General features: G+C 74.1%; 18 protein-coding genes. 6 read left to right on the top strand and 12 right to left on the bottom strand.

Going from position 1 to position 19,037, the window contains the following annotated elements; all coding sequences use genetic code 11:
* Nucleotides 1–88 precede the first annotated feature (88 nt).
* The 3 genes from AB0D66_RS30085 to AB0D66_RS30075 are packed head-to-tail and all read right to left on the bottom strand — an operon-like array spanning nt 89 to nt 3,110.
* Nucleotides 89–1,513 (bottom strand): bifunctional RNase H/acid phosphatase, encoded by a 1,425-nt coding sequence (locus tag AB0D66_RS30085; RefSeq protein WP_362310295.1) that lies wholly within the window; start codon nt 1,511–1,513, stop codon nt 89–91.
* Entirely contained in the window at nt 1,513–2,256 is a 744-nt protein-coding gene (locus tag AB0D66_RS30080) for a C4-type zinc ribbon domain-containing protein (protein WP_362310330.1), read from the bottom strand. Before AB0D66_RS30080 ends, AB0D66_RS30085 begins: the two co-directional genes overlap by 1 nt.
* On the bottom strand, nt 2,253–3,110 hold the full coding sequence (locus AB0D66_RS30075; protein WP_362310293.1) for a Nif3-like dinuclear metal center hexameric protein: 858 nt from the start codon (nt 3,108–3,110) through the stop codon (nt 2,253–2,255). The genes AB0D66_RS30080 and AB0D66_RS30075 overlap by 4 nt, the downstream gene beginning before the upstream one ends.
* A 278-nt stretch (nt 3,111–3,388) precedes the next feature.
* Between AB0D66_RS30075 and AB0D66_RS30070 the strand changes: the two genes are divergently transcribed.
* Nucleotides 3,389–4,465, top strand: a complete 1,077-nt coding sequence (locus AB0D66_RS30070; protein ID WP_362310291.1) for a hypothetical protein — start codon at nt 3,389–3,391, stop codon at nt 4,463–4,465.
* Here AB0D66_RS30070 and AB0D66_RS30065 read toward each other — a convergent pair.
* Genes AB0D66_RS30065 through AB0D66_RS30055 form a run of 3 tightly spaced genes read right to left on the bottom strand, consistent with a single transcriptional unit; the run spans nt 4,452 to nt 7,409 of the window.
* Nucleotides 4,452–5,393: a 3-oxoacyl-ACP reductase gene (locus AB0D66_RS30065; RefSeq protein WP_362310289.1), complete on the bottom strand. Its 942-nt coding sequence runs from the start codon at nt 5,391–5,393 to the stop codon at nt 4,452–4,454. The genes AB0D66_RS30070 and AB0D66_RS30065 overlap by 14 nt on opposite strands.
* A gap of 33 nt (nt 5,394–5,426) precedes the next feature.
* The gene (locus AB0D66_RS30060) at nt 5,427–6,503 is read right to left on the bottom strand and encodes a Zn-dependent alcohol dehydrogenase (RefSeq protein ID WP_362310287.1); all 1,077 of its coding nucleotides are present in this window, start codon (nt 6,501–6,503) and stop codon (nt 5,427–5,429) included.
* 33 nt (nt 6,504–6,536) lie between these two features.
* A complete protein-coding gene (locus AB0D66_RS30055; protein ID WP_362310285.1) occupies nt 6,537–7,409 on the bottom strand; it encodes a MaoC/PaaZ C-terminal domain-containing protein in 873 nt (290 codons plus the stop codon).
* A 209-nt stretch (nt 7,410–7,618) separates the two neighbouring features.
* Between AB0D66_RS30055 and AB0D66_RS30050 the strand changes: the two genes are divergently transcribed.
* Entirely contained in the window at nt 7,619–7,978 is a 360-nt protein-coding gene (locus AB0D66_RS30050; protein WP_362310328.1) for a DNA-binding response regulator, read from the top strand.
* A gap of 41 nt (nt 7,979–8,019) precedes the next feature.
* Here the strand turns inward: AB0D66_RS30050 and AB0D66_RS30045 are convergent, their stop codons facing one another.
* The 3 genes from AB0D66_RS30045 to AB0D66_RS30035 all read right to left on the bottom strand — a co-directional run bounded on the left by AB0D66_RS30045 (nt 8,020) and on the right by AB0D66_RS30035 (nt 12,366).
* Entirely contained in the window at nt 8,020–8,859 is an 840-nt protein-coding gene (locus AB0D66_RS30045; RefSeq protein ID WP_362310283.1) for a class II glutamine amidotransferase, read from the bottom strand.
* A 165-nt stretch (nt 8,860–9,024) separates the two neighbouring features.
* Nucleotides 9,025–10,209: a lipid-transfer protein gene (locus AB0D66_RS30040; protein ID WP_362310280.1), complete on the bottom strand. Its 1,185-nt coding sequence runs from the start codon at nt 10,207–10,209 to the stop codon at nt 9,025–9,027.
* A gap of 12 nt (nt 10,210–10,221) precedes the next feature.
* The gene (locus AB0D66_RS30035; protein WP_362310277.1) at nt 10,222–12,366 is read right to left on the bottom strand and encodes an acyl-CoA dehydrogenase family protein; all 2,145 of its coding nucleotides are present in this window, start codon (nt 12,364–12,366) and stop codon (nt 10,222–10,224) included.
* Between the two features lie 131 nt (nt 12,367–12,497).
* Between AB0D66_RS30035 and AB0D66_RS30030 the strand changes: the two genes are divergently transcribed.
* Nucleotides 12,498–13,082 (top strand): hypothetical protein, encoded by a 585-nt coding sequence (locus tag AB0D66_RS30030; RefSeq protein ID WP_362310275.1) that lies wholly within the window; start codon nt 12,498–12,500, stop codon nt 13,080–13,082.
* 8 nt (nt 13,083–13,090) lie between these two features.
* Here the strand turns inward: AB0D66_RS30030 and AB0D66_RS30025 are convergent, their stop codons facing one another.
* The 3 genes from AB0D66_RS30025 to AB0D66_RS30015 are packed head-to-tail and all read right to left on the bottom strand — an operon-like array spanning nt 13,091 to nt 15,727.
* Nucleotides 13,091–14,656, bottom strand: coding sequence for a serine/threonine-protein kinase (locus AB0D66_RS30025; protein ID WP_362310272.1), 1,566 nt, complete (start codon nt 14,654–14,656; stop codon nt 13,091–13,093).
* Nucleotides 14,653–14,919 (bottom strand): DUF397 domain-containing protein, encoded by a 267-nt coding sequence (locus tag AB0D66_RS30020; protein ID WP_362310269.1) that lies wholly within the window; start codon nt 14,917–14,919, stop codon nt 14,653–14,655. Before AB0D66_RS30020 ends, AB0D66_RS30025 begins: the two co-directional genes overlap by 4 nt.
* A complete protein-coding gene (locus AB0D66_RS30015; protein ID WP_362310266.1) occupies nt 14,879–15,727 on the bottom strand; it encodes a helix-turn-helix transcriptional regulator in 849 nt (282 codons plus the stop codon). Before AB0D66_RS30015 ends, AB0D66_RS30020 begins: the two co-directional genes overlap by 41 nt.
* Nucleotides 15,728–15,811: 84 nt before the next feature.
* Between AB0D66_RS30015 and AB0D66_RS30010 the strand changes: the two genes are divergently transcribed.
* The 3 genes from AB0D66_RS30010 to AB0D66_RS30000 all read left to right on the top strand — a co-directional run bounded on the left by AB0D66_RS30010 (nt 15,812) and on the right by AB0D66_RS30000 (nt 18,472).
* On the top strand, nt 15,812–16,246 hold the full coding sequence (locus AB0D66_RS30010; RefSeq protein ID WP_362310263.1) for an ATP-binding protein: 435 nt from the start codon (nt 15,812–15,814) through the stop codon (nt 16,244–16,246).
* A 53-nt stretch (nt 16,247–16,299) separates the two neighbouring features.
* Nucleotides 16,300–17,742, top strand: coding sequence for an FG-GAP-like repeat-containing protein (locus AB0D66_RS30005; RefSeq protein ID WP_362310260.1), 1,443 nt, complete (start codon nt 16,300–16,302; stop codon nt 17,740–17,742).
* Between the two features lie 100 nt (nt 17,743–17,842).
* Nucleotides 17,843–18,472: a class I SAM-dependent methyltransferase gene (locus AB0D66_RS30000; RefSeq protein ID WP_362310257.1), complete on the top strand. Its 630-nt coding sequence runs from the start codon at nt 17,843–17,845 to the stop codon at nt 18,470–18,472.
* The last annotated feature ends 565 nt before the right edge of the window (nt 18,473–19,037 follow it).

Genomic DNA, 19,037 nt, shown 5'->3' with positions numbered 1-19,037 from the left:
GCCCCGTTCGGGGTGCCGCGAACACGAGAACCCCCCGCCCGACCGGGCGGGGGGTTCTGTGCGTGGTGCGTGCGGCGGCCTGCCCTGCCTAGCGCAGGTGCGACGTGTCGTTCAGCAGGCGGACCGAGGCGTTGCCGTCCGCGTAGTACGCCACCGCCGACAGCGAGGCCGCCGACAGCTCCATGCGGAACAGGGACTCCGGCGGGGCGCCCAGGGCGAGGCGGACCATGATCTTGACCGGGGTCACGTGCGTGACCAGCAGGACCGTGCTGCCCGCGTGCTCGGCGAGGAGCCGGTCGCGGGTCGCCGAGATCCGGCGGGTGGCGGTCGTGAAGCTCTCGCCGCCGCCCGTGGGGGCCGCCCGCGGGGAGTCCAGCCACGCCTGGAGGTCGTCGGGGAACCGCTCGCGCACCTCGGCGAAGGTCAGCCCCTCCCAGGCCCCGAAGTCCACCTCGCGCAGGCCCTCTTCGACCGTCACCGTCAGGCCGAGGCGGTCGGCGACGGCCTGGGCGGTCTCGCGGCAGCGGCGCAGCGGGGAGCTGATGACCGTCTGCACGGTGCCGCGGGCGGCCAGCGCCTCGGCGACGGCCGACGCCTGGCGCCGCCCCGCCGGGGACAGCTCGGGGTCGCTGCCCCCGCTGCCGGAGAAGCGCTTCTGCGGGGTGAGGGCGGTCTCGCCGTGGCGCAGCAGCACGAAGGTGGCGGGCGTGCCCATGTCGGGCCCCCAGCCGGTGCCGGTGGCGGGCCGGGGCAGGCCGGCCCCGGCCGGGGCGGCTTCGCCGGCCGCCGCACCGGTGACCGCTGCTGTCGCCGGGGCCGGGATCAGGCCCGGATCGGCGAACAGCGTGTCGGTGCCCGCCGGTTCGGCGGAGGCGGCGAGGCGGGCCGCACGCGCGTCCACGGCCTCGGAGGAGGAAGCGGAAGCCGAGGTCGAGCCCGGTCCGGCCGCCGGCGCCGTGACCCGCGTGCCCGGGGTGGAGGCGAGGGCGGCGCGGACCGCGGCCGCGCCCTTCGCCGCGTCGCCGGGAGGCCCGGCCGGGGCGGCGGCGCCGCGGTCGAGGGCGGCGGCGGACGCCGACGGCTCCCACTGCTTGCCGCGCTTGCCCGCGTCCATCGCCTCGTTGGCGAGCCGGTCCGCGTGCTTGTTCCGCTCGCGCGGGATCCACTCGTACGTCACCTGGGCGCGCGGCAGGATCTTCGCGGCCGCGGCGGCGAGCGGCTTCATGTCCGGGTGCTTGATCTTCCAGCGGCCGGACATCTGCTCGACGACCAGCTTGGAGTCCATCCGCACCAGCACCTGCGCGTCGGACGCCAGTTCACGGGCGGCCGTGAGCCCGGCGATCAGGCCCTTGTACTCCGCCACGTTGTTCGTGGCGACGCCGATGTACTCCGCGCGCTCGGCCAGCGTCTCGCCCGTCGCCGGGTCGAGGACGACCGCGCCGTAGCCGGCGGGCCCCGGGTTGCCCCGGGAGCCGCCGTCCGCCTCCACGACGAACCGGACAGACCTCTGCATCAGATGCCCGAGTCGGCCGTACGGACCAGGATGCGGCCGCAGTTCTCGTGGCGCACGACCTGGTCGCGGGCCGCGGCCTTGATCTCGTTGACCTCGGCCATGTCGAGCTCCAGGCGGCAGCCCTCGCAGCGGCGCTGGTACAGGCGCGCGGCGCCGACCCCGCCCTGCTTGACGCGGATCTTCTCGTAGAGGGCCATCAGGTCGGCGGGCATGGACGTGACGATGACCTCGCGGTCCTTGGTGACCTTGGCGGCCTCGGCGTCGAGCTCGCCGGTGGCCGCGTCGCGGCGCGCGGTGGCGTCGGTCAGCTTGGCCTCGAGCGCGGAGACGCTCCCGGTGAGGCCGGTGACCCGCTCCTGCGCGGCCTCCAGGCGCTCCATGACCTCCAGGACCACGTCCTCCAGGTCGCCCTGCCGCTTGGCGAGGGAGACGACCTCGCTCTGCAGGTTGGCCAGGTCCCGGGCCGAGATGCCCACGCCGGAGTCCAGGCGCTGCTGGTCGCGGGCGGCGCGCTGGCGCACCTGGTCCACGTCCTGCTCCGCCTTGGTCTGCTCGCGCGCGGCGTCGCTGGCCTGGGTCTGGGCGGCGACGAGCAGGTCGCGCTGCTGGCTGAGGTCCTTGGTCAGCGAGTCGACCTCGGCGTGCTCGGGCAGCGACTTGCGCTTGTGGGCGAGCTGAGACAGCCGCACGTCCAGGGCCTGGACGTCGAGAAGTCGGATCTGGTCGGCGGGCTCGGCGTTCAGTTGGGGGCTCCAGAGATAGAAGGGTGTGTGACGGACGGCGCGTGCGCCGTCCACGGGTCGGTGACCGTGCGCGAGACGTGGGTGCGCAGACCCCAGCCGTGGCGCTCGGAGATCGCGTCGAGCTGGGCCGCGGCCTGCTCGCACCAGGGCCACTCGGTGGCCCAGTGGGCGGCGTCGACGAGGGCGAGCGGGCTCTGCTCGCGGGCCTCGGAGACCGGGTGGTGGCGCAGGTCGGCGGTCAGGAAGACGTCCACGCCGGAGGCGCGGACCTGCTCGAAGAGGCTGTCGCCGGAGCCGCCGCTGACGGCGACGCGGCGGATCAGGGCGTCGGGGTCGCCGGCGACGCGGATGCCCTGGGCGGTCTGCGGCAGCCAGGCCGCGGCGCGGGCGGCGAACTCGCGCAGCGTCTCGGGGTGGTCCAGTTCGCAGATCCGGCCGAGGCCGCGGCGGCCCGCGGGGTCGGTGGGGTCGGGCACCAGGGGGCCGGTGATCCGCAGGTCCAGGGCGCCCGCGAGGGCGTCGGAGACCCCGGGGTCGGCGGTGTCGGCGTTGGTGTGGGCGACGTGCAGCGCGATGTCGTTCTTGATCAGCGTGTGCACGACCCGGCCCTTGAAGGTGCCGGCCTCGACGGTGGTGGTGCCGCGCAGGTAGAGCGGGTGGTGGGTGACGATCAGGTCGGCGCCGAGCTTGACGGCTTCGTCGGCGATCTCCTGCACGGGGTCCACGGCGAACAGCACCCGGGAGACCTCGGCTTCGGGGTCGCCGCAGACGGTGCCGACGGCGTCCCACTGCTCGGCCCGCGAGGGGGGCCAGAGAGCGTCCAGCGCGGCGATGACTTCAGAGAGACGGGGCACGGGGCAAGGCTACCGTCCGTGGCGCCCGCCCCATGGCCCGACCGCTCGCGGGCCGGCCCGGGGGCGCTCGAGGACTTCCGGGCCGCGGCCGTCGGGGGTGCCGGCCGGCTCCGCACCCGCCGCCCGCCCGGGGGGGGCGCGCCGCTCCCGCGCAGCACAATCCCGGGCGCGGCCCGCGGGGAACCGCCGCCCGGCCACCCGTACGTGTGAAGCGGGGTTGGTCGTGTTGTTCGGCAGGAAGTGCGAAAACTAGCTTCCTCACCGGAGGTGAAGCACGGATGACTGTCTGTGCCATCGAAACGACGCGCACGGCCCCGTTCACGATCGCCGCGGACGGCGCGTACGCCGCCCGGCTCGCCGGGGACGGCGACGCGCTCTACGCGGAGCGCTGGACCCTGGCCGGGCCCGAGGCGTACGCGGTGCCGCTGCCGCTCGCGCAGCCCGAGGAGGCCGACAGCGAGGTGCTGCCGCTGGCCGACGGGCGGGTGCTGATCCACCGCCGGGTGGCGGACCGGCACGCCTTCGCCCTGCTGTACCCGACGGGCGCCGCGGCGGGGCCGCGCACCGGCGAGCTCCAGCTGGGCGGGGTGGAGCGGGAGGAGGGCGTACGGGTCCGCCTGCTGCCGCCGTCCCCGGACGGGCGCGGCGCGTTCGCGCTGGCCGCGGGCGAGGGCGGGACCACGGTCTGGCAGGTGACCGGAGGCGCGTTCGGGCCGCAGCGCGTGGCCGAGGTCCCGGGCCGCTGCTCCGGCGGCGTCTGGCTGGACCGGACCGGCCGGCTGCTGGCCCTGGACCGCGAGCTGGACGGCACCACCAAGGCCGTGGCCGTGGACCTGGAGCGCGGCGGGGAGGTGTCCCCGCTGCTGCAGATCGCGGAGGACAGCGAGGACCGGCTGCTGCTGGCCGACCCCGACAGCGGGCTGCTGCTGATCCGCTCCGACGCTCCGGGCGAACCGCGCCTGGGCTGGGGGGTGCTGGGCAGCTCCCTGCCGGTCCGCTTCCCGGAGTGCCTGCGCCACCGGGACGCGACCCCGTTCGCGGTGCAGCCGGGGCAGGCGCTGATGCCGGAGACCTGCGGGGTGGCACTGCGGCTGCCCGAGGGCGACATCGGCCTGTGGCGCCCCGCCGACCGGCACGTCTTCCGGCTCGGGGCGCCCCGGGGCTGGCTGGGCGGTACGGGGCTGTGGAGCCCGGAGGGCCGCCTGCGTCTGCCGTACGCGACCCCGGACGTGCCCTGCGGGATCCTCGGGCTGAGCCTTCCGCCCGCCCCTCCCCCGCCGGTCCGCCTGGACCCCGCACCGCCGCCCGCGCCCCGTCCGGTACCGCTCCAGCAGGCGCCGCTCAGCCGTGCTTGAGGCCCAGCACCTCCGTCGCGGCGAAGGTCTCGTTCGCCGGGCGGGAGTCGTAGTGCGGGGTCAGGACCTCGTCGAGCTCCTCGTAGGAGAAGGCCTCCTTGGTCGTGTCGAACTTCGCGGCCACCTTGGGGCGTTCCATGACGGCCACGATCCCGCCGTGTACGACGAACAGCTGGCCGTTGGCCTTGGCCGAGGCGGGTGAGGCCAGGTAGCCGACGAGCGGGGAGACGTGCTCGGGGGCGAGGGCGTCCAGCTTGCCCTCCTCGGGGACCTGGAAGCCGGCGAAGACGTCCTCGGTCATCCGGGTGCGGGCGCGCGGGCAGATCGCGTTGGCCGTCACCCCGTACTTCGCGAGGGCCAGGGCGGTGGACGTGGTCAGGCCCACGATGCCGCCCTTGGCCGCCGCGTAGTTCGGCTGCCCGGCCGAGCCGCCGAGGAAGGCCTCGGAGGAGGTGTTGACGATCCGGCCGTAGACCGGGCCGCCCGCCGCCTTCGACCGCTCCCGCCAGTGCACGGACGCGAAGTGGGTGGTGTTGAAGTGGCCCTTGAGGTGGACCCGGATCACCGAGTCCCACTCCGCCTCCGACATGGAGAAGACCATCCGGTCGCGCAGGATGCCCGCGTTGTTGACCAGGATGTCGAGCTTGCCGAAGCTGGCGACGGCCAGCTCGACCAGCTCCCGCGCCTGCTCGAAGTCGGCCACGTCGCCCAGGTGCGCGACGGCCCGCCCGCCCGCGGCCCGGATCTCCGCGGCCACCTCCTGCGCCGGGGCGGCCGAGGCCTCCCCGGAGCCGTCCCGGCCGGGCTGCCCGAAGTCGTTGACGACCACGCTCGCGCCGAGCCGCGCGAGTTCGACCGCCTCGGCCCGGCCGAGCCCCCGCCCGGCGCCGGTGACGATGGCGCTGAGCCCCTCAAGTGGCAGTGACATCCGTACGGTTCCCCTCGGAATCGGTGGAACGGGTCAGATTTCGATGCAGGTGCGCAGGGCCGTGCCGGTGCGCATCTGGTCGAGCGCGTCGTTGATCTCGGCGAGCTGGACCCGGTGGGTGATCAGGCCCTCCAGGTCCACCCGGCCGGCCCGCCACAGCGCGATGGTGCGCTCGTAGGACCGCAGGACGTCGCCGCCCCCGTACATGGACGGGAGGATCTTCTTCTCGTCGAAGAACAGGGAGAACATGTCGATCTGGTAGGTGTCGTCCATGGCGCCCGCGCCGACGATGACCACGCTGCCGCCGCGCCGGGTCATCTTGTAGGCGGTCTGCGCGGTGGCGGACTTGCCGACGACCTCGAAGACGTAGTCGAAGCCCTCGCCGCCGGTGATCCGGTTCTTGGCGTCGTCGAAGGCGTCCGGCGCGACCGCCTCGGTGGCCCCGAACCGCAGGGCCGCGGCGCGCCGCGACTCCACCGGGTCGACGGCGATGATCTGCGCCGCGCCCTGGACCTTGGCGCCCTGGATGACGGATATGCCGACGCCGCCGCAGCCGATGACGGCGACCGAGGAACCGGCCTCCACCTTGGCCGTGTTGATGGCCGCGCCGAGGCCGGTGGTGACCCCGCAGCCGATGAGCGCGGCGATGTCGAAGGGCACGTCGTCGGGGATCGGCACGGCGCAGGAGGCGTCGACGACGAGCTCCTCGGCGAAGGTGCCGGTGGCGGCGAAGCCGAAGATGTCGCCGCCCGCGCGCCGGAAGTTGGGGGTGCCCGCGTTGACCAGGCTGGCCAGGCACAGGTGGCCCTGGCCGCGCTTGCAGGACGGACAGTGGCCGCACGGCGGCAGCCAGCAGACGAGGACCCGGTCGCCGATCCGGTGGCCGGTGACGCCGTCGCCGACGTCGGAGATCACTCCGGAGCCCTCGTGGCCGGGGATGAAGGGGGCGGGCTGCGGCAGGATGCCGCTCATCGCGGAGAGGTCGGAGTGGCACAGGCCGGTGGCCTTGATCCGGATCTTGACCTTGCCGGGGCCGAGGCCCACGGCCTCCATGTCGTCGACGACCTCGAGCTTGTCCTGGCCGATCTCGCTCTGCAGTGCTGCGCGCACGGTGCGGCTCCTTAGGTCCTTGCGGTCGCGTGCTTAGGAGTGTTCGACGACGGTGTCGGCGAGGACGGGCGCGTCGTCGCGGTCGGCGGCGCTCACGGCCACCAGGACACGGCCGGGCTCCTGCCACATCCGGATGCGCAGGGTCTCGCCGGGGAAGACGATCCCGGCGAAGCGCGTGCGGTAGGCGCGGACCCGGGAGACGTCCCCGCCGAGGGCCGTGTCGACGACGGCCTTGAGGGTCATCCCGTACGAGCACAGGCCGTGCAGGATCGGCCGGTCGAAGCCGGCCGTCTTGGCGAACTCGGGGTCGGCGTGCAGGGGGTTCCAGTCGCCCGAGAGCCGGTACAGCAGGGCCTGCTCCTCGCGGATGGTGCGCTCCTCGACCCGGTCGGGCGCCCGCTCGGGCAGTTCCTCGCGGACGGAGGGCCCGCGCTCGCCGCCGAACCCGCCCTCGCCGCGTACGAAGATCTGCGCGTCGCTGGTCCACAGCGGCCCGTCGGCGTCCGCGACCTCGGAGCGCAGCACGATCACGGCGGCCTTGCCCTTGTCGTAGACGGCGGCGACCTTGGAGCTGGAGGTGGCCCGGCCCTTGACGGGGATCGGCCGGTGCAGCTCGATGGAGTGGCCGCCGTGCAGGACGTGGGCGAGGTTGACCTCGATGCCGGGCTGGCCGAGGCCGCCGAGCATGGCCATGCCGGCGCCGGCGACGGTGGCGAAGCTGGGGAGGACGTGGAGCTTGGACTCCAGGGTGTAGCGCAGCTCGTCGGGGTCGGTGGCTCCCCGCTGCCCGTTGGAGGAGGTACCGGCGCCGAGGCCGAGGTGGTAGAGCTGGATGTCCTTGTGGTCCCAGCCGATGTCCCCCAGGCGGGGGTCTGCGGCGAGGGCCTTGGCGGCATCGATCGGCATGTGGATGCTGCTCCCTGTCGTGGAAACGGGGGCCTTGGAAGACCTCGGTGCGGCCGTCCGCACCGTCGGCCGCACCGAGGTCGTATGCGGGCCGGCCCGCGGGACGTTCTAGAACGCGTTCTAGGGCCGGTGAAGGAATGTATAACGCACGCCCCAGCACTTGGGAAGACTCCTGACTTCGCGTCAGATAGGCTGCCCCGGTGGACGAAATGCCCGTTGCGCACCGCCCTGCCCGATCCCTGCGCGTCCTGCTCCATCCGCCGAACCCGGCCCTGGCGCTCCAGCTCGGCCTGCAGCCCGACATCGAGGTCGTACGGGACATGACGGCCCGTCCGGCGGTGGCCCTGGTCGAGGACGCGGACGCCGTCGCCGCACTACTGGCGGACGACGCGGAATGCCGGGTCCTGGTCCTGGCCGGCTCGGCCCGGCCGGGCGCGCTGGACGCGGCGCTCGCGGCGGGCGCGGCCGGGCTGGTCCTGCGCGACGGCCCCGTCGAGGACCTGGCGGACGCCCTGCGGCGCGCTTCCCAGGGCGAGACGGTGATCGACCCGGCGCTGGCCGGGCCGTAGGGCGCGCGGCGCGGGGCGGGACCCGCGCCGCCAAAGGCCCCTCACGCCCCCGTCGGGGTGAAGGGGAACAGCGCGTCCGCCCCCGGCTGCACGATGCCGTAGCTGCTCTCCGGCACCTCGTTCCAGGCGCCGGGCAGATCACCGAGGGGCTCGGACACGATGAGCCGGGTCTCGTCGGAGATGTCCTTCAGGTACGTCAGGTCGGGGTGCAGCCTGCGCAGCGTCTCGACCCGGCTGCTGTAGAACAGCGACCGGGACTTGCGCTCGCTGGAGTAGCGGAAGGCCCACACGCGTTGGCCGTCGGTGACGGCGAGGGTCATCTGGAGCGGGAACTCCACCCCGTGCGCGCGGCCCGCCCGCTCCACCACGCCCGCCATCGCGGCGACGGCGGCCGGCGGGTCGTCCTCCAGGCCGAACGTGAGGGCCAGGTAGAACATCACCTCGGAGTCCGTCGTCCCCTCGATGTCGGCGAACAGGGCCGGATCGACGAGCAGGCACAGCTCGCGGCGCATGAGGTGGAACCCCGCGATGGCCCCGTTGTGCATGAACATCCAGCGTCCGTGCCGGAAGGGGTGCGAGTTCGTCTGCTGCACGGCCGTGCCGGTCGAGGCCCGGATGTGCGCGAAGAAGAGCGGGGAGCGCACGTGGTCCGCGATCTCCCGCAGGTTGCGGTTGTTCCACGCGGGGCCGATGTCCCGCAGCACGGCCGGGGTGTCGGTCTCCTCCGTCTCGGTGTACCACCCGACGCCGAAGCCGTCGCCGTTCGTCGTCTCCACACCCAGCTTCGAGTGCAGGCTCTGATCGATCAGCGAGTGCACGGGTTTGTACAGGATGGTGTCGAGCAACATCGGTGTTCCTGAATACGCGAGCCATCGGCACATGCGCCCTCACCTGCAGTCCCCTGGAGCCCGTGGACCCTGACCAGCCCCGCCCGCCCGCTCGCGCGTTCCCCGGCGCGGGCGACGCCGCAGGGCGTGGTCCGGCCCTCCCATTCTCGGCTCCTGCCCCGGGGCGCGCCACGCGAACGTGCCCGCCCCGCGGCACGCCTAGCGCCTCAGCAGCGTCACCACCGCGGCCCCGCCCAGCCCGATGTTGTGGGCGAGGCCCACGCCCGCGCCGGGGACCTGGCGGGGGCCGGCCTCCCCGCGCAGCTGCCACACCAGCTCCGCCGCCTGCGCGAGCCCCGTCGCGCCCAGCGGGTGGCCCTTGGAGATCAGGCCGCCCGAGGGGTTCACGACCCAGCGGCCGCCGTAGGTGGTGGCGCCGCTCTCGACGAGCTTGCCGGAGGCCCCGTCCTCGCACATGCCGAGCGCCTCGTAGGTCAGCAGCTCGTTGACCGAGAAGCAGTCGTGCAGCTCGATGACGTCCACGTCCTCGATGCCGAGCCCGGAGGCCTCGTACACCTGGCGGGCCGCGGCCGCGGTCATCGGCTTGCCGACGACGTCGATGCACGAGCCGGCGAAGCTGGCCGCCGTGTCCGTCGTCATCGACTGGGCGACGATCTCCACCGCCTTGTCGTGCAGCCCGTGCCGCACCACGAACCGCTCGGACACGACGAGCGCCGCCGCTGCCCCGTCCGACGTCGGCGAGCACTGGAGCTTCGTCAGCGGCGTGTGGATCTCCTTGGCCGCCAGGATCTCCTCCACCGAGTACACGTCCTGGAACTGCGCGTTCGGGTTGTTCGCCGAGTGCCGGTGGTTCTTCGCGCCGACCGCCGCGAGCTGCGCGGCCGTGGTGCCGTACCGCTCCATGTGCTCGCGCGCCGCGTTCCCGAAGATCTGCGCGGTGGGCGGGGACATCTCGAAGCCGTGCGCCGCCGCCATGATCCCGTAGTGCCGGGCCACCGGCGACGTCGTGAAGTCCCCGCCGTCGGCCCCGCCGCCCAGCGCTCCGCGCTTCATCTTCTCGAAGCCCAGTGCCAGCACGCAGTCGTTCAGCCCGCCCTCCACGAACTGCCGCGCCATCATCAGCGCCGTCGACCCGGTGGCGCAGTTGTTGTTCACGTTGTAGACCGGGACCCCGCTCAGCCCCAGCTCGTACGCCGCCCGCTGGCCGGCCGTGGACGCCTGGAAGCAGTAGCCCACCGGCACCTGCTCCACCAGCCCGTAGTCCACCCCGGCGTCCGCCAGCGCCGCCGTCCCCGCCTCCTTGGCCATGTCCCAGTACTGCCAGTCCCGCGACTCCGGCTTCTCGAACTTCGTCATGCCGACGCCCACGATGTACGACTTCATGCCCGACAACTCCTAGTCCCTGGGTAGGCCGAGCATCCGCTCGGCGACGACGTTGAGCTGGACCTGCGTGGTGCCCCCGGCGATGGTCAGGCAGCGGGACATGAGCATGCCGTGCACCGCCCGCTCCCCCGCCCCCTCCCGCACCGCGCCCGCCGGACCCAGCAGTTCGAGCGCGAGCTCGGCGGTCCGCTGCTGGTGCGGGGTCTGCACGAGTTTGCGTACGGAGGCACCCGCGCCCGGCTCCAGTCCCGACACCTGCTGGAGGGTGGTGCGCAGCCCGATGCAGGCCAGCGCGTGCGCCTCGGCGGCCAGCGCCCCGATCCGGGCCCGGTGGGCGCCGTCGAGCTCGCCCGAGCGGGCCAGCAGCGCCTCCAGGCCGGTGTCGAAGGTCATCTGGTCGGCCATGTGGACGCGCTCGTTGCCGAGGGTGTTGCGGGCGACCTTCCACCCGCCGTCGGCCGCCCCGACCAGCGCGTCCGCCGGGAGCACCACGTCGTCGAAGTACACCTCGTTGAAGAGGGCCTCGCCCGTGATCTCCTTCAGCGGCCGGACATCGATACCGGGCGTGCGCTTCATGTCGACGACGAAGTAGCCGAGCCCCTTGTGCTTGGGCGCGGCCGGGTCCGTCCGGGCCAGCAGGATCCCGAAATCGGCGCTGTGCGCGGAACTCGTCCACACCTTCTGCCCGTTGACCCTCCAGGAGCCGTCCTGCCCGCGCTCGGCCCGCGTCCGCAGCGAGGCCAGGTCGGAGCCCGCCCCCGGCTCGGAGAAGAGCTGGCACCAGGTCACGTCCCCGCGCAGCGTCGGCAGGACGTAGGCCTCGCGCTGCGCGTCCGTCCCGTAGGCGAGCAGCGAGGGCACCACCCAGGTGGCGATGCCGAGGTCGGCGAGCTTGACCCCGGCCGCGCGCAGCTCCTGCTGGACGACGAGCTGCTCGACGGGCCCCGCGCCCAGGCCGTACGGGGGCGGCAGGTAGGGGGCCGCATAGCCGGTGGGGGCCAGGATCCGCCGGGCGGCCGCCGGGTCGAGCCCGCGCGCGTCCTCGATGGCGGCCCGTGCCCGCGCCCGGTGGGTCTCGGCTTCGCGCCGGCTCTCCTCGGGCAGCCGCAGCCGCAGCTCCCGCCGGGCGCCCGCCGCCGCGAGCCGCACGGCCCGTACCCGGTGCCCGTCGCCCGGCCCGAGGAGCTGGCGGGCGACCAGGGCCCGGCGCAGGAAGACGTGGGCATCGTGCTCCCAGGTGAACCCGATCCCGCCGAGCACCTGGATGCAGTCCTTGGCGCAGGAGTACGCGGCGTCCAGCGCGGTCCCGGCGGCCAGCGCCGCGACGAGCGAGCGCACCTCCGCCGGCTCGTCCATCGCCCGCGCCGCGTCCCAGGCCAGCGCCCTGGCCTGCTCCAGGCGCACCAGCATGTCGGCGCACAGGTGTTTGACGCCCTGGAACTGCCCGATGGGCCGGCCGAACTGCTCGCGCACCTTGGCGTACTCGGCGGCCGTGTGCAGCGCCCAGGCGGCGGTGCCGCAGGCGTCGGCGGCGAAGAGGGCGCAGGCCAGGTCCCGCACCAGGGCCGCGTCCAGTTCCAGCACCCTGCCCGGCGGGGCGGTGACCCCGCGGGCGTGCACCTCGGCGGTGGGCCGGGTCGGGTCGGCGCTCTCGTGCGTACGGATGTCCAGCGCGGCGGCGTCCACGGCGAACCAGCGGGTGCCGTGCGCGGCCTCGGCGGCGAGCAGCACCACGTCGGCCTCGCCCGCGCCGAGCACCGGGGGCGCGGCGCCGTCGAGCAGGTACCCGCCGCCCTCGACGGCGACGGCGGTCAGGGTCCCGGGGCCGAGGGCGACCGCCCCGACCCGGCCGTCGAGCGGCTCGGCCCCGGCCCGCTCCAGCAGGACGGAGGCCAGCGCGCTCGGCAGGTACGCCCCGGGCAGCGCCGCCCGGGCGGCCTCCTCGACGACGACCGCCAGGTCGAGGAGGGTACCGCCCTCCAGGTGCGGCTCCAGCAGCCCCTGCGCGCCCATCGCGTCCCAGTAGGCGGGCCGCGCCCCGGTCTGCGGCGGGGTGTCCAGGAACTTGCGCACCTCCTCGGGCGGGACGGTCCGCGCCACCCATCCGCGCACCGCCTCGGCCAACTCCCGCTGCTCTTGCGTGATTCCGATGCCCATGCGCGGCAGACTAGAACACGTTCCAATCTGACGGAAGGTCAGAAGGCGGCCCGGATCGACTTCCGGACCGGCGCCGCCCGCCGGCGGGGTCCGCCCTCAGGGGGTCGGCCGGCTGCGGATACCGTGCGGGCATGGCACTGGCGACGAAACAGCGGATCCTGTACCGGCAGAGCAGCGGGTTCTGGCGGATGACGGCGAAGTGGGCCCTGTTCTTCGGGGCCCTCTACCTGCTGGACGGCGGGCTGCTCCGGTCCTGGGGCGACGCCCTGGTCCTGCCGATGATCGGCATCCTGCTGTGGGGGACGTTCGGGATCGGCGTCGTCTGGTACGCGAGGAAGGACCAGCAGGTCACCCTCACGACGCGGGAACTGCGCGTACGGCGCAGGCGGCTGTCCATGGAGCAGGTCAACCTGTTGCACGTGGCACGGCTGTGGCTGGAGGGCCGCTCGACCGCGGACGACCAGCCGGTGGCGCAGTGGCCGCGGCGCGACCGGGTGATGTGGGTGCCGCTCCGGGACGGCCGGGCCTTCGGCGTGGAGTTCCGCGACCCGGCCGCGTTCGCCGAGGTCTTCGGCGCCTTCGCGGTCGCGGAGTGCGGGGGGCCGGAAGCCGTCCGCGCCAGGGCCGCGGCGGAGACCTATCCGGAGCCGCGCCCGATGCGGGCCCGGTCCGCCGCCGCCGGCGGAACGCCGGACCTGCTGGACCTCTTCGACTGAGAGACGGGTCAGGCCCTGGGCACCGCCGCGAGCGCCGCCTTGGCGACCTCCTTGGCCTTGGCCTCGCACCCTCCGGGCCGGTACAGGCCCACCCACACCACGAGGTTGCCGTGCCGGACGGAGAGCGCGCAGGTCCACTCGGTGCCGGTGGACTGCCAGTACGCCCCGTCGCCGAACCCCAGGTTGTTCACGCGCGTCCCCCGGGCCGCCTCCTGGGCGAAGCCGCTCTGCTGGAGCCTGGCGTTGGAGACGTCGTCACCGCCGTGCCTGACGTCCCACCGGACCAGCGCGATCCGCCGGCCGGCCACGTGGTCGTACCAGGAGCACGCCGTCTGCGCCTGCCGGCCGTTCGCGCTGCGGTAGTCCTCCGTCGACTCCCGCCCGGCCAGCGCGATGCGCCCGGTCGCCTCCGGGCAGGCCGGTGCGGCGGCGTACGCGGCGGGAGAGCCGGCCGCGTCCCAGTCCATGGCGTACACGCCCACGCCGAGGCCCGACGCGGCGAGCGCCCCGGCGGCCGACAGGGCCACGGTGCGCTGCCGCAGCCGCGGCGCCCGGCGCTGCGGCACGGTCGGCCGGGGCGGGACGCCCGGCGTACCCTCGGCCGCCGGCTCGGGCTCCGGCTCGGCCCGGACCTCCGGCTCCGGCCCGGGCGGCGCCGTGATCGCGTCCGCCGGTCCGCCGGCGAGCAGCCGGTCGATGTCCTCCCGCTGCGCGGCCAGCATCCGGTACACGGCGGCAGGCCACGGCCGGCCCGCCGGAGCGACCGGCCCGAGGAGTTCCAGCAGCTGCGCCGGGGTCGGCCGCGCGGCAGGATCCTTGGCCAGGCACCGCTCCACGATCCCGCGCAGCCCGGCGGGCACGGCGCTGAGGTCGGGCTCGGAATGCACGACGTCGTAGAGCGTCCGGAGGGTCGAGGCCCCGGCGAAGGGGCTGCTGCCCGTCACCGCCATGACCAGCACCGACCCGAGCGAGAACACATCGCTCGCCGGGGTCGGCGGCTTGCTCTCGGCCTGCTCGGGCGACATGAACGCGGGCGAACCGATCACCCAGCCGGTGCGTGTCAGCCCGGTCTCGCCCTCCGACACGCCCTTGGTGGCCCGCGCGATCCCGAAGTCGATGACGCGCACCCCGTCCTCGGTGAGGAGCACGTTGTCGGGCTTGAGGTCCCGGTGGACCAGCCCCGCCCGGTGGATCTCCGCCAGGGCCGAGGCCAGCCCTGCCGCGAGCCGGTGGACGGCGGCCCCGTCCAACACCCCGCCCTCCTTGACCACCGCCCCCAGGGAGGGCCCCGCCACGAACACCGAGGCCAGCCACGGCGTCACAGCGTCCGGATCGGCGTCCATCACGGCTGCCGTATAGGCCCCGGAGACCTTGCGCGAGGCGGCCACCTCACGCCGGAACCGAGCCCGGAACCCCTCGTCGTCGGCGAAGTGCGCGAGCACCTGCTTGACGGCCACGAGCCGCCCGTCGGGCCCCGCGCACAACAGCACCCGCCCCATACCGCCCTGCCCGAGCACCGCGACGCACCGGAACGGGCCCGCGTGCGCGGGGTCGCCCGACCCCAAGGCCCTCATGCAGACAGGCCCCCGACGAAGGCCCGGAAGGCGACCGCCCCGACGGTGAAGACGGGGCCGTCGGGGTTCTTGGAGTCCCGGACGGCGACGAGGCGGGGGGTGGCCGCCACCTCGACACACTGGCCGCCTGTGTCCCCGCTGTACGAGGACTTCTGCCAGGCGGCGCCGTCGAGGGGGGCGCACTCGACGCAGTCGCCGCCGGTGTTGCCGCTGAAGCTGGACTTACGCCACCGCGCGCCGGTCAGGTCCTGGCTGGTGCCCATATCGCTCCTCCATTACGCGGACGATCAATGCGGCCGAGTCCTCTACCGAGAGGGCAGCAGCCTGCAAGAGAGCGTAACGAAGGGCGGCCTCCTTGACCGCTCCAGGGTTGGCCGTCATGTGGCCGGAGACGAGGTCCTCTGTGTAGACGAGATCAGGGTCGTCCTCGAACCGAAGGGTGTTGAACGACCCAATGAGGCTGGCGTGTTCGCCTGCTGCGAAGGGAAGCACCTGGATCCTGACCCAACGCCTGTCTCGGAAACTCAACAAGTGGGCAAGTTGGTTCCGCATGACACCCGCGCCACCGATCGGCCGGTAGAGCGCGGCCTCATCCAGGACCACCCACACCATGGGAGGACGCTCCCGGCTCAGGATCCGATGACGCTCCATCCGAGCCGCAACCAACTCGTCAAGTCGGTCCGGCAGACCTGAAGCCAGTACGGCCCGCGCGTATGCCTCCGTCTGCAACAGCCCGTAGACCATCTGCGCTTGGTACGTCGAGATATAGGCCGCCTTCGCCTCCATCTCCGCATACGCTTGGAACCAACCCGGCAGCTGACTCCTCAGCACCAGGCCCACCAGTCGGGAGAACACACCACCGGTGCCCAGCGCGGCGTCCACCCGTTCCGAGAAGTCCCGTGTCGGGACCTTCCTGGCCGTCTCGATCTGCCCGATGAGCGAGGCCGTACAGAAGATGATGTCGCCCAGCTGGCCCTGCTTGAGCCGCGCGTCCTCCCTGAGGCGGCGCAGTTCCGCGCCGTAGTAGTCCAGCGGCGAGGCGCTGGGGTCCAGATCACGGATGTTGACCATGAGGCGGTCACCCCCAAGTTCACACGGTGCGGCGTTCGTTTCAGCCCGTAGCCGAGCGTAACCACGGCGTCTCACTCTGGTGACATGAATCACGCAACTGACGCCTCAGCGGCGGACATTGGCGGCAGCTACCGGATGGGCTTCACCGTCGGTGAGCACTCGGCCCGGCACATGCGGCGGATCCTGCGGAGCTTCCTGGAACGCTGGGAGCTCGCCGAGATGGCCGAGGACGCCGAGCTCGCGCTGACCGAGCTGGTCGCCAACGTCGTCCGCCACGTCCCCGGACGCCGGTGCACCGTGCTGATCCTGCGCCGGCCGGAAGGGCTGCGGGTCGAGGTGGCGGACGCGGACTCCCGCCCGCCGCACCCGGTACACGTCGGCGACGCCCTCGCCGAGGGCGGGCGGGGGCTGCTGCTGGTCGAGGCGGTCACCGACCGCTGGGGCACGCTGGCGCAGGAGCCCGGCAAGACGGTGTGGTTCGAGTGCGACGCGAAACACCCTCGCCGCGTACAACCATGAGTCGGCACGGCCGGTCTACCCAGCGATCTCCCTGCTGATCCGAAGGACCCTGCATGCGACCGAAGTTGCGCACCGCCCTCGCCGCCCTCACCGTGGCCGCCGCCGTCGGCGGCGGCGGCCTGCTCCTGCCGGCGGGGACGGCGGCGGCCGCACCGGGGCCCGCGCCCGCGCCGAAGGCCGACTTCAACGGCGACGGGTTCGCCGACGTCGTCGTGGGCACGCCGTACGCGCACGTCGGCGGGGTGAAGGGGGCGGGCCAGGCGGTCGTGCTCTTCGGGTCCGCCACCGGGGTCGCGGCGGCCGAGCGGCAGGTCCTCGCCCAGGGCGTGTCCGGGATACCCGACGCCCCGGAGGCCCATGACGGCTTCGGCGGCGTCTCCGTGGCCGGTGACTTCGACGGCGACGGCTTCTTCGACCTGGCCGTGACGGCGCACGGAGAGAACGCCCAGGCGGGGCTGCTCACCGTCGTGTGGGGGTCCAAGGAGGGCCTGACCGGTGCGGTCACGCTCGACGACCCCGACAAGCTCGCCAGTCCCACCCTGCAGAACCGGCGGACGTGGGGCGGAAAGCTCGCCGCGGGCGACTTCGACGGGGACGGCAGGGACGAGCTCGTCGTGGCCGCGTCGACCGACGCGACGGCGGACGGCGTGCTCTACACGTTCAGGAACATCACCCGGTCCGGCCCGCGGGCCGCGCCCGCGAGGACCCAGCTGGGCTTCCGCCTCACGCAGTACCTGGAAGGCATCGCGAGCGGGGACGTCAACGGCGACGGGCGCGACGACCTGGTACTGGCGGGCGTGGTGTCCAGCCTGAACCACTACGTGCCCGGCAGCCCCGCCGGCCTCCTCCCCGACGCCGCGAAGCCCCTCGGGGCCGGCCACGAGGAGGCCGTCGGGGACATCAACGGCGACGGCTACGGCGACGTCGTCATCGGTGACAGGTCGGGGGGCAAGGGCGGCCGGATCCTCGTCGCCTACGGCTCGGCCGCCGGGCCGTCCGCCACCCCGGTCGTCATCGACCAGAACACGCCCGGAGTGCCCGGCGCGAGCGAGCAGGGCGACGACTTCGGCGTGTCCGTCGCGTTCGGCGACGTCGACGGCGACGGGTACCAGGACCTGGCGGTCGGGTCCCACGGGGAGTCCCTCGACCCGGTACCGCTCGCCGGCGGGGTGCACGTGTTCCGGGGGTCGGCGGCCGGGCTGGTCACGGGCACCGGCGTGCAGGCGGTCAACCGCACCTCGGCCGGGGTGCCGGGGGATGCGCGGCGGGCCGAGCAGTTCGGCATCGAGGTCCTGCTGACGGACGCGAACGAGGACGGCAGGGCGGACCTGGTCGTCGGGGCCTCCGACGCGGACGGGGTCAACAGCGGCTCGGTCACCTACCTGCCGTCCAACGGCGCGAAGGTCGGCGCTCCCGGCGCCCGTCTGATCCTGCCCGCGCAGGCCGGCCTGACCGCGACCCCGGGACTCGCCTTCGGCGCCCACTTCGCCCGCTGACGGGTGCCCCGGCATGGACCACTACTCGGCGGTAGGGCACCATGGGCCGCCACACGGGACCCACCCGCCAGCCCGCCACGCACTCACCGCCGGAGGAACCATGCCCACCCCCAAGCCGGAGACCCTCGCCGCCTTCGAGGCGGCCAAGGGGTTCATGCCCGTACGGGAGGGGCTCGCGCTGTACGAGGCCGCGGTCGCGGCCGGGGCGCTCGGGCTGCCGCTGCTGGAGGTCGGCACGTACTGCGGGCGCTCGACGATCCTGCTGGCCGACGCGGCCCGCGAGGCCGGGGTCTCGGCGATCACCGTCGACCACCACCGGGGCAGCGAGGAGCAGCAGCCCGGCTGGGAGTACCACGACCCGACGGTCGTGGACCCGGAGGTCGGCCTGATGGACACCCTGCCGACCTTCCGGCGCACCCTGCACCGGGCCGGTCTCGAGGACCACGTGATCGCGATCGTCGGCCGTTCCCCGCAGGTCGCGGCGGCCTGGGGCGGGCCGCTCGGCTTCGTCTTCATCGACGGCGGCCACACCGACGAGCACGCGGCCGGGGACTACGAGGGCTGGACCCCGCACCTGGCCGTGGGCGGGACGCTCGTCATCCACGACGTCTTCCCGGACCCGGCCGACGGGGGCCAGGCCCCGTACCGCATCTACCTGCGCGCGCTGGCCTCGGGAGCCTTCGAGGAGACCTCGGCGACGGACTCCTTGCGCGTCCTCCGCCGCCGCTAGCCCTCCCGGGCGGGGTCGGGTCGGGGTGCGGCAAGGCCGCCCCGAACGCCAAGCCCCGGTCCCCACCTGACCCGGGGGTAGCTCGAGCCCGCTCCGACCGGCGGCCCGATCCCCCACCTGCCCGGGTCGGGGGTGCTCCGGAGTGCCTCCTCGGCTCGCGCACCAACCCCCGGCTACGCAAACACGCCCCAGGTCGCGCGCTCGTCCGGCGGGGACCCTCCTACACGCCCCCACCCCACGCCCGACTCCGGCCGGGCAGTCCCGATCCCCCCACCTGCCCGGGTCGGGGGGGTGCTCCGGCGCCGCTCCGGAGTCCCTCCTCGGCTCGCGCACCAACCCTCGGCTACGCAAGCACGACCCAGGTCGCGCGCTCGTCCTGCGGGGACCCTCCTGCACGCCCCCACCCCACGCCCGGCTCCGGACGGGCAGTCCCGATCCCCTCGCCTGCCCGGGTCGGGGGGTGGGGCGGCGCCGCTCCGGAGTGTCTCCTCGGCTCGCGCACGAAGCCCCGGCTACGCAGGTGCGGCTCTGGTTGCGCGCTCGTCCTGCGGGGACCCTCCTGCAC

This window comes from Streptomyces sp. NPDC048270 (genome assembly GCF_040652335.1).
Classification (GTDB): Bacteria; Actinomycetota; Actinomycetes; order Streptomycetales; family Streptomycetaceae; genus Streptomyces.
The sequence above is the reverse complement of the archived record's forward strand: the minus strand, read 5'-3'. Positions and strand labels throughout refer to the sequence as shown.

What these genes read in the sequence shown, in the direction of transcription:
- AB0D66_RS30050 (WP_362310328.1), top strand. Translation starts at nt 7,619, where the DNA reads ATGCCCGTTGCGCACCGCCCTGCCCGATCCCTGCGCGTCCTGCTCCAT.
- AB0D66_RS30055 (WP_362310285.1), bottom strand. Translation starts at nt 7,409, where the DNA reads ATGCCGATCGATGCCGCCAAGGCCCTCGCCGCAGACCCCCGCCTGGGG.
- AB0D66_RS30020 (WP_362310269.1), bottom strand. Translation starts at nt 14,919, where the DNA reads ATGGGCACCAGCCAGGACCTGACCGGCGCGCGGTGGCGTAAGTCCAGC.
- AB0D66_RS30035 (WP_362310277.1), bottom strand. Translation starts at nt 12,366, where the DNA reads ATGGGCATCGGAATCACGCAAGAGCAGCGGGAGTTGGCCGAGGCGGTG.
- AB0D66_RS30005 (WP_362310260.1), top strand. Translation starts at nt 16,300, where the DNA reads ATGCGACCGAAGTTGCGCACCGCCCTCGCCGCCCTCACCGTGGCCGCC.
- AB0D66_RS30040 (WP_362310280.1), bottom strand. Translation starts at nt 10,209, where the DNA reads ATGAAGTCGTACATCGTGGGCGTCGGCATGACGAAGTTCGAGAAGCCG.
- AB0D66_RS30010 (WP_362310263.1), top strand. Translation starts at nt 15,812, where the DNA reads ATGAATCACGCAACTGACGCCTCAGCGGCGGACATTGGCGGCAGCTAC.
- AB0D66_RS30065 (WP_362310289.1), bottom strand. Translation starts at nt 5,393, where the DNA reads ATGTCACTGCCACTTGAGGGGCTCAGCGCCATCGTCACCGGCGCCGGG.
- AB0D66_RS30085 (WP_362310295.1), bottom strand. Translation starts at nt 1,513, where the DNA reads ATGCAGAGGTCTGTCCGGTTCGTCGTGGAGGCGGACGGCGGCTCCCGG.
- AB0D66_RS30015 (WP_362310266.1), bottom strand. Translation starts at nt 15,727, where the DNA reads ATGGTCAACATCCGTGATCTGGACCCCAGCGCCTCGCCGCTGGACTAC.
- AB0D66_RS30045 (WP_362310283.1), bottom strand. Translation starts at nt 8,859, where the DNA reads ATGTGCCGATGGCTCGCGTATTCAGGAACACCGATGTTGCTCGACACC.
- AB0D66_RS30070 (WP_362310291.1), top strand. Translation starts at nt 3,389, where the DNA reads ATGACTGTCTGTGCCATCGAAACGACGCGCACGGCCCCGTTCACGATC.
- AB0D66_RS30025 (WP_362310272.1), bottom strand. Translation starts at nt 14,656, where the DNA reads ATGAGGGCCTTGGGGTCGGGCGACCCCGCGCACGCGGGCCCGTTCCGG.
- AB0D66_RS30030 (WP_362310275.1), top strand. Translation starts at nt 12,498, where the DNA reads ATGGCACTGGCGACGAAACAGCGGATCCTGTACCGGCAGAGCAGCGGG.
- AB0D66_RS30000 (WP_362310257.1), top strand. Translation starts at nt 17,843, where the DNA reads ATGCCCACCCCCAAGCCGGAGACCCTCGCCGCCTTCGAGGCGGCCAAG.